Consider the following 9,428-nt stretch of genomic DNA (forward strand, 5'->3'; position numbering starts at 1 on the left):
TTTTAGGCTGTTGCCGTCAGAAGACTAGCAAGATTCGATCCGATGTGTATTGCGGTTGCTGTCGCAGCGTAAAGAGTGGTAGTAAACGGGTTGGATCTGGCCGGGAGTTGAGCGATGTCGAATGTAGTGCTGGCGGTGGTGGCCCATCCGGATGATGAGGTATTGGGTTGCGGTGGGGCGCTGGCGCGGCATGCGGCGGAGGGGGATCGGGTGCATATCCTGATTCTTGGTGAGGGGGCCACTGCGCGCGATCCGCAGCGCGACCCTCAGGCCCGGGCGGTGGATATCGAACGGTTGCAGCAGTCGGCGAGACGCGCGTCAGAGATTCTTGGCGCCGAGCCCCCCGAGTTTGCCGGTCTGCCGGATAACCGGTTCGACGGCATGGAGCTGCTCGATATCACCAAGCGGGTCGAAGCAGTGGTGTTTGAGTTGGCGCCAGGTATCGTCTATACCCACTTCGTCAATGATCTCAACATTGATCATCGCCTGACTCACCATGCAGTGCTGGCGGCCTGTCGGCCGATGCCGGGGCGTTCGGTGCGACGGCTGCTGGCGTTCGAGGTCTGCTCCAGTACCGAGCTTTCACCCAGCGATGCGCCGGCCTTCCGGCCTAACCACTTTGTCGCGATTGACGGCTATCTGCAGCGGAAACTGGAGGCGCTCTCTGTCTACGACGCGGAAATGCATCCGTTTCCGCATGTCCGGTCGCCTCGGGCGCTGGAGGCGCTTGCTCACCTACGCGGCGCCCAGGTGGGGGTGGTGGCGGCTGAGGCGTTTGAACTGGTGCGGGAGATCCGTTGAGACGGTGCTCTCCTATTGGTGTTGTGCTAGATCAGCCGGAGGTTAGCCGCCGATTGCCTGTTTGTGGTGTTTTATCTGACAGTGGCCGTCAAGGGAGCCCAAGCCCAACTGGATTGCCCTGAAGGCGGAGATTCCACCGCGGTACTGATGGATGGCGAACTGTTGCGCCATACTGATGGAAAAGTCTTGATGACCCTTTGCGTTGGCGCAGCGCCGCACCATCTCTGAAATTGCCTGTTCCCTTTTCATCCCCTTTCTCCAGCTAGTTTCTCAACCTATTGTGTATGCGGCAAATATCAGGATTTCTTTATGCTCGAAAACCTCTTGCCTTAATGAAATAAAGCGAATCCGAGGGAATTAAAAGTGCTTTCTGGATTTAGTGTGCGACGGGTCACGTAAAAACCCAGATCTGTCAAGTTTTTTTACACTTCTCTTGTTGAGACTGGCCCGGTCCGGGCCCGTTAGCCTGTCTGTGAGTCGAAGGGGGTGTTTTGGGAACGGGATTTGCAAGCCCTGATGTCGAGATCCCGACAGCGCTGAATAAATGCACTCCAAGCCTATGAATTCCAATGGATAGTCAAAAAAACATCGGATTTGATCGTGTCAGAGAGCCACTCTGGCGGAAATTTGTCGGTGAGGAGCCGGCCTGCCGGGTGGAGTTGATGCCGGGCGGGGTGATCCGGCTGGGCCTCTCCGATGCTCCCTCAGCCTTTGAGTCGAGCGATCCGCGGGCGTTGCTCGAGTGGCTTAAGGCCTGTGCACCTCAATGGCAACAGCTCGAGCTGGTCGACCGGGGGGCGAATGATTGGCTGAGCACCCTGAGAAAAATTGTGGGCGGGTTGGCCGAGGGCACGCGTATCTGTCTCGACATCCCATCTGCAGATAGCTGTAACCTTATCTATGGTGCGGACCAGCCGGTTTCCGGTGAGTTAGGGCGGAAGTTGCAGGCGCTGACCCGGCAGGGCCTGACCCTACTCGACGGGCGTCCCTTTTTGCAGTTCGACTCCGCAACGGTGACGCGGCTGATCTGTGAGGCGCCGCCGAGCGAGGCACATCGCACCACGCCGCGGCTCTGGCAGCGGGCGCTCTCCTGGGTGGGCAACGATAGACTGATGCAGGAGTTTCTGCAGCTGCTGCAGGAGGATCTGTTCGCCAGCCTGCCGCCGGAGTATTGCGACCGCTTCTGGGTGCGGCTGGAGAGAGTTGCTGGGAAGTCTGCTGACAACCAGATTCAATCGCAATGGCAGCAACAACGTACGGCACTTGATGGTGGCCTCAATCTGGCCGCCCTGGTGTCGCTCAATCCGCAGCTGGATGAGGCCTGGCTGGAACGCTTCAACGGTTATCTGAGCGATCTGCGTTGCGCGCTACTGTGGCATCGATTGAGTTTTCTGTTGGCGCATCTGCCGGGCTGTGATCTGAGTGGCCTGCTCAACAGTGACTCGCAACGCATCCTGCAGCGATGGCGTGAGATGGGGGAGCTGGATGCCACCACCACCGAGATCTGCCGTAGCTGGCATCAGCTGCCGGAGGTCAGGGAGGCGCTGGAGTTTGAGGGCATCAACTTTGGTGATGTGCGCGAGTACGACAACTTTGCCAGCTTCCAGGAAAACTATCAGCTGCTGCGCCGGGAGGAGAGCCAGTGAGCGGTCCGGCCATTGTTTGCATGCTCTGGGATAAGAACCATGCGGCCCTGTATGAGTACGTGCGGCGGCGTCCCTGCACCGTGATCACGGTTCGCGGCAACTGTCTGCCTGAGCTGCAGCGGGGGATTGAGGCGGCCGGAGGCAGCCTGCTTGCGGTGGAGGATGCGCTGACCCAGGAGGAGTTTCTGCAGCTCGATGAGGAGTCGAAGCAGCGCGCGCAGCTGGTGGCGCAGGGGCTCGATTGTGATCAGTGGAAGGGGTTTTGTGAGGCACAGGGAGTGCATCCGGCGCGGGTCAACGAGCTGCTGACTGGCGGCATGAAGGGGTATTTGCATCGTTGCATGATCGGTGTCAAGGCCCTCGACCGGCTGCGTGAGCGTTACCAGCTGGAGCTGATGCTGGTCAACGAGGAGTACACTGGCAGCGCCAAGCTGTTCGTCAAGTGGGCCAAGGCTCGCGGGGTGCCGGTGCTGCATCTGCTGCATGGCACCGGGCTGGCCAAATCTTACAACGTGCACGACTGCGTGAATGCGGATTGTTACGCGGTGGGCTCGGACTACAGCAAGGAGGGATTGCTTGATCTGGGAGCACCCGATTCGATCCTCAAAGTCACCGGCTTTCCTGCCTGGGACCACTATCGGGAGCTCGCGCAGCAGCGTGTCTCGATTCGCAGTCAGCTAGCAAAGCACTACCGGCTCGATCCGCAGCGGCGTTGGGTGGGCTACTTCACCACTTGGGCCTCCACCACCACCGCCTATGCTGAGCACAGTGAGTATAAGCTGCTGATTGCCGGCATCTTTCTCGCCTGTGTGCAGCTCTGGGCCAAGGGGATCGACTTTCAGTTGATTATCAAGGATCGGGAGTCGAACGAGCGCTTTGGTCAGAAATTGACAGCGGAAGTGGCCAGAGCCCTGGGCATCCCGGCGGATGCCTACCGTTACATCACCGAGAATACCGAGGGGCTGACGGTGGCTTCTGATGTGGTGGTCTCTTCCGGTTCCAACCTCTCCATTGAAGCGGGCATCGCGGGCATTCCGGCGATCAACCTGCTTAGCCCTTCCCAATGGCTGTTGGGGCCGCCCTATCCCGATGTGGGGATGAAGGAGGCGCGGGTGGAGAGCCTTGCGGGGGTGTTGGAAACCTGTCTGCAAGGCGAGTCCAGCCAGCTGCAGCCGCTAGCGCGTTTCGCCGGCCCCAACGGGGATGGCCACTGCTTCGAACGGGTGGCGGAGCTGATGCTGAGAATGGCACAGGGCGAGGCGGTGGTGGAGATAGGGGAGTTAGGCGTGACAGACCAACAGATGCAGAAAAAGCCGACTGTGATTGAAATTCCCGCGGAGGAACCGGTTGAGGTGCAAAAGCCGACGCCACTCTGGCAGCAGGATGGCGAGAACAGTTCGCTACACGGCAGCTACTATGAAAACCCACGCGGCGACCTGTTCAACCTGTTTGCCCATCCGCCGCGTATCGTGCTGGAGTTGGGTTGCGGCACCGGTGCCACCGGCCAAGCCATCAAACAGCGCTACCCGGACGCGCTGGTGATGGGATTTGAGCTCAATAAACAGGCGGCGGCGATCGCCCGTGAGCGGCTCGACTGGGTGGTACAGGGCAATATTGAGCAGATGGACCTGGCCTCCGCCGGTTTTCGTCCGGCCAGCATCGACACCTTCATCGCCGCCGATGTGCTGGAACACCTCTACAACCCCTGGCTGATGCTGCACAAGCTGCGTCCCTTCCTCACTGACGATGCCCAGGTGATCGCCAGCATCCCCAACTCGCGCAACGCCGGGTTGCTGCGTGAGCTGGCCGGCGGTAGCTGGACCTATCGGGATGAGGGGCTGCTCGACTGGACCCACATCCGCTTCTTCACCCGTCAGGAGATCGAAAAGCTCTTCAGCGAGACCGGCTACCGTATCGCCTGCTGGGAGAGTCGCTGGGATGGGGTGACGCCTGATCTCGATTTTGAAGACGAACAGCGCCGGGATGTAGATCTGGGCAATATGGTGTTGAAGAATCTCAGTCGGGAGGAGTGGCAGCAGTTTCGCGCCCTGCAGTTCGTGGTGCGGGCGGAACCGCTGCCGCTGGCTGGACCTGAGGCAGTTGCCACGCCGGCGGAGGGAGAGGCAGCATCGCCGCTTACGGCGACGACACCTGAGACAGCGTATGAACCAGCCGCCCTGTTGGAGCGGGTGGAGGCACCGATGGGTGCGGAGTCAGAGCTCCTGCGGCAGGAGACGGATGATAGTCAGTCTGAGGCCCCGTTGCTGGCGGATCAGCGTCTGCAGATTGCCTTTTTCGTGCAGGATGGTGAACGGGATGTCTGCTGGAAGATCCGCGTGCGTGAGCCGTTTAGTTACATGGCCGATCTGATCGAGCCGATCTGGGCGACGCATAACCCGAAGGGGGTCTGTGAGGTGGACGAATCGGCCATCGAGCGCGCTGATGTGATCGTGGTGCAGCGCCACTTTCCCCGCCCGGAACACAGTGGGGTGCTGGATCGGATGTTGCGGTCGGGCAAGCCGGTCTACTATGAGACCGATGATCTCTTCACCAAGGTGCCGGAGGGACACGATGCCTTCGGCATCGGCCTGGAGACTCGCGCCCATGTGCTCGATTTCATTGGCAAGGCGAGCGGGCTGATTGTCTCCACCGAGGCGCTGAAGGAGGCCTATCTCCCCTACAACAAGAACATTAGTGTGCTGCCGACGGTGCATCCGGCGGCGCTGATTCCGACGCAGGCACCGCCGCTGCGTGACCAAGAGCCGGTGACTATCGGTTATGTTGGCACTGTGACCCATCTGGCCGATCTGCGGATGATCGAGCCGGCGCTGCTGCGTATCCACAAAAAGTACGGCAAGCGGGTGCGCTTTGTATTCGTCGGCTGTGTCACCCCCAAGCTGGAGCGGCTGGCCGATCGAGTGGAGCGCTTTTCTAGCCTGGAAGAGTATCTGGCGAAACTGCCGGAGTTGGGGCTGGATATCGGCCTGGCGCCGCTGCAGGAGAACGACTTCAATCGGGTTAAGAGCAACATCAAATGGATCGAATATACCGCAGCCGGTGCGGTGGGGGTCTACTCCAATCTCACTCCCTATCTCAGTGTACAGGATGGCCGCGGCGGTTTTGTGGTGCCAAATACCGAGGATGCCTGGCGTGAAGCGATTGAGAACCTGATCAACGACCCTCATTTGCGTCATCGCATGCTGTTGAGCGCACGTGAGCGAGTGCTGCAGGAATGTACCGTAGAGGCGCAGATCGAAAACTATCGGGAGGTCTACAGTTCACTGCTGGAGCGCGATCTGAATGCGACCTTTCATGCTGACATGAATCAGTGCTACGCGGAGTGGGTGGAGAAGCATCAGCTGACCGAAAGCCAGGCCCAGTACCACGCGGAGCGCATGATGACCGAGTGGCGGGTGAATCCTGGTTTTCATCTGCTGCTGCCCTTTCAGAAGGGCGAAGAGGCGGCGCTTGCCGATACTCTGGATAGTCTGTCACAGCAGCTCTACTCCGGCTGGGGCCTGAGTGTGGTTTCACAGCAGCCCTCACCCGGTGGGTTTTTCGATGAGCTGGATATGGTCGAGTGGGTGCAGGTGGAGGGGAATCTGATGCAAGGCATCAATGCGGTGCTGTCCGACTCCAGCACCGATTGGGTGGCGCTGATCGCCGCCGGTGACAGGCTCGCCCCGGATGCGCTGATCTCCTGCGGCGACTACATCAATCTCCATCCCCAGGCGGAACTGCTCTACATAGATGAGGATTGGCTCGACGACAACGGCCAGCGCTACAACCCGCTATTCAAGCCGGAATTCAACCTGGAGTTGCTGCGTTCCATGCCCTATCTGGGGGCCTTTCTGCCGGTGCGTCGCGAGCTGTTGCAGTCGTTGGGTGGTTATGCCGTGGAGCCGGGCGTGGCGCAGTACGATCTGGCGCTGAAGCTGGCGGAGCGGGCGGACGCAGAGACCCTGCTGCATATCCCCAAGGTGCTGCTGCACCGTCAGGATCGCTACCAGCTGGCACGGGATGAGGCGGCGGTGGTGGAGGCGCGTTGTCAGGTGCTGCTGGCACATCTGCAACGCTGTGATATCGATGCCAAGGTGCAGAATGGCATCAGCTTCGGCACCTTTTTTGTCGACTATCCGCTGCTGAGCGAGCCGCTGGTCTCGATCATTCTGCCGTTCCGCGACTTGGAGGGGATCACCAAACCGGCGATCAATACTCTGCTGGAGACGAGCAGCTATGCCAACTTCGAGCTGCTGCTGGTAGACAACGGCAGCCGTGAGCCGAGCCTGCTGGAGTTTGTCCGGCAGCTGGAGCGAAATGATTCTCGGGTGCGGCTGCTGCACGACGATGCCCCCTTCAACTACTCAGCGATCTGCAACCGGGCGGCGCAGCAGGCCCAGGGAGATTACCTGTTGTTCCTTGATAGCGACACCATGGTAGTGCTCAGCAACTGGCTGGAGCGGCTGCTGGCGCAGGCGCTGCGACCGCAGGTTGGGGTGGTCGGGCCGCGCCTGATCTACACCAGTGAGCGGATCGAGAGCGCCGGGCTGGTGCTCGGCATGGGCGGAGATGCCGGCTCACCCTTCGTCGGCATCTCGATGCATGAAGATGGCTACATGGGGCGGCTGCAGGTGGCCCAGGAGTACTCGGCGGTGAGTGGTTCTTGTCTGCTGATCCGGCATGAGCTGTTCGATCAGGTGGGCGGCCTGGATGAGCAGCACTTTGGCGTGCGTTACAGCGATGTGGACCTCTGTCTGAAGGTGAAGGCGGCCGGTTACAAGGTGATCTGGACGCCGTTTGCCAGTCTGGTGCACTTTGGACGGCAGACGATCCACAGCTATGCCGACAATAGCTTTGTCAAGATGGTGGCGCGCAGCCAGGAGGCGCTGGTGTCGCGCCACCTGCCGGCGCTGGCCAATGATCCGGCCTTCAACCCCAATCTGAGCCTGCTGCACAAAGAGGTCCAGCCCGAGACCGAGATGGATGTGACCTGGGAAGCGGCATTTCACCCCAGGCCCAGGGTCTGGGCCTATCCGGTCAACTCCGGTGGTGGCGGTGAGTATCGGGTGCGAGCGCCGTTGCGGGCGCTGGAGCAGGCGGCGCTGGCGCAGATTTCGCTACTGCCCAATTCTGAGGGGCGGGAACGCACCCGGGTGCCGAGCCTGCCTGAGATGGCCCGCGCTGCGCCGGACAGCCTGTTTGTGCTGCACGGCATCAACGATCTGATGATCCGCTGGTTGGATCTCTACCGGAAGTACACCGATACCTTTCTGGTCTTTAGTCTCGATGACAACCTGTTTCACCTGCCGCAGAAGGGCGGGCAGAAGAACCGTTTGCCCAGCGATATGCGGAAGCGGGTGCGGCGGGCGCTGAAGCACTGTCATCGGCTGATCGTCACCACCGAGCCGTTGAGGGAAGTCTATCAGGACTTTATCGAGGATATTTGGGTGATGCCGAACCGGTTGGAGACGCAGCGCTGGGGCAGTCTGGAGTCGAAGCGTGGCCAGGGTAAAAAGCCACGGGTAGGGTGGGCCGGTGCCGCCCAGCACCGGGGGGATCTGGAGCTGATCCGGCCGGTAATGGAGGCGTTGCAGGACGAGGTGGAATGGGTCTTTATGGGAATGTGCCCGACTCCGCTGCGGCCGCTGGTGGATGAGTACCACGACGGGGTGCCATTCGTCGACTATCCGCAGAAGCTCGCCAGCCTGAATCTGGATCTGGCGATTGCTCCGCTGGAGCACAATAAATTCAATGAGGGCAAGAGCAACCTGCGGCTGCTTGAGTATGGGGCCCTTGGTTGGCCGGTAATCTGTTCTGATGTGGAGCCCTATCGCAATAGTCCGGCAACCTGTCTACCCAATAAGCCGGGAGCCTGGGAGAAGGCGATTCGCGAACGTATCCACGAGCCGGATGCTCTGGCTGACGAGGGCGACCGGATGCGGGCCTGGGTGCGGGAGAATCATATGTTGGAAGATCACCTGGAGGAGTGGATGCAGGCGCTGTTCTCTGATGAGGTGTTGCGCTAACTGCTGAAGCCGGCGGGGTAGTTAGAGAGTTTTAGCTGAACCATGAGGGGAATGGTGTTCCTGGGTTCCATTTTTTGCCTTTCTCATGGAATGTTTGATTATTCATTAAAAACAAATCGTTATCAGTGAGTGCAGAGCTGTCTTTTTATAAGGGGAGGGGTTAAAGATCCCTGGCAGGCTGCCGTTACAGAGGCCGGAAGCGGTAAATACCATCACTCTTGAAGGTATATCTGCTAAATGCAAACCCGATGCCCAGGCTTGATGTACAGCATCGCCGGGTGATTAGGAGAAAAGTTATGGCACTCGTAGTCAATACAAACGTAATGTCGCTGAACGCCCAGCGTAACCTCTCTTCCACACAGAACGATCTAGCCAAATCCCTGCAGCGGTTATCTTCCGGTCTGCGCGTCAACAGCGCGAAAGACGACGCGGCGGGTCTCTATCAGATTGAAAAGATGACTGCGGATATCCGCGGTCTGAATCAGGCCACACGTAACGCGGCAGACGGCATCTCACTTGGTCAGACTGCGGAAGGTGCCCTCGGTCAGATCGCCAACAACCTGCAGCGGATTCGTGAGATTGCGGTGCAGTCATCCAACGCTACCGTTGAAGATCGCACCGGCCTGCAGAAGGAGGTGGATCAGCTGACTCAGGAGATCTCCCGTATCGTGCAGACCACCGAGTTCAATGGTACTTCCCTGTTGTCCGCCACTGCCAGCATGAGCTTCCAGGTGGGTCAGGATGGCAAGGCCAGTCACCAGGTGAGCGTCAAAACTATCGACCTGACCAGCCTGAATGCCTACGCTTCAAGCCTGACCGCTACTGGCACCATCAATGTCAGTAGTGCCTCCGCCGCATCGGCAGAGTTGAGCACCGCATCCACCGGTATCGAAAACGACATCACATCAGTGGCTCAGAATCGAGCAACCTTCGGTGCCGTGCAGAATCGTTTCGA

The 9,428-nt window shown here is 59.6% G+C and carries 5 protein-coding genes; 4 read left to right on the forward strand and 1 reads right to left on the reverse strand.

Translation table 11 applies throughout. The features are described 5' to 3' along the window. Positions 1-114: 114 nt before the first annotated feature. On the forward strand, positions 115-801 hold the full coding sequence (locus tag RIFP1SYM_RS14270; protein ID WP_005965998.1) for a PIG-L deacetylase family protein: 687 nt from the start codon (positions 115-117) through the stop codon (positions 799-801). A gap of 42 nt (positions 802-843) precedes the next feature. Here RIFP1SYM_RS14270 and RIFP1SYM_RS14275 read toward each other — a convergent pair whose 3' ends face one another. Next, complete coding sequence (locus RIFP1SYM_RS14275; RefSeq protein ID WP_005966001.1) at positions 844-1,050, reverse strand: hypothetical protein; 207 nt, start codon at positions 1,048-1,050, stop codon at positions 844-846. Between the two features lie 320 nt (positions 1,051-1,370). Here RIFP1SYM_RS14275 and RIFP1SYM_RS14280 point away from each other — a divergent pair, with 320 nt between their 5' ends. The 3 genes from RIFP1SYM_RS14280 to RIFP1SYM_RS14290 form a co-directional block, all read left to right on the forward strand. Then, positions 1,371-2,447 (forward strand): hypothetical protein, encoded by a 1,077-nt coding sequence (locus tag RIFP1SYM_RS14280; protein ID WP_005966003.1) that lies wholly within the window; start codon positions 1,371-1,373, stop codon positions 2,445-2,447. Further along, on the forward strand, positions 2,444-8,473 hold the full coding sequence (locus RIFP1SYM_RS14285; RefSeq protein ID WP_005966005.1) for a glycosyltransferase: 6,030 nt from the start codon (positions 2,444-2,446) through the stop codon (positions 8,471-8,473). The genes RIFP1SYM_RS14280 and RIFP1SYM_RS14285 overlap by 4 nt, the downstream gene beginning before the upstream one ends. A gap of 296 nt (positions 8,474-8,769) precedes the next feature. Next, positions 8,770-9,428: flagellin N-terminal helical domain-containing protein (locus RIFP1SYM_RS14290; RefSeq protein ID WP_039960597.1), on the forward strand; the 659-nt coding region annotated here is incomplete at its 3' end.

Source organism: endosymbiont of Riftia pachyptila (vent Ph05), from assembly GCF_000224455.1.
Classification (GTDB): Bacteria; Pseudomonadota; Gammaproteobacteria; order Chromatiales; family Chromatiaceae; genus Endoriftia; species Endoriftia persephonae.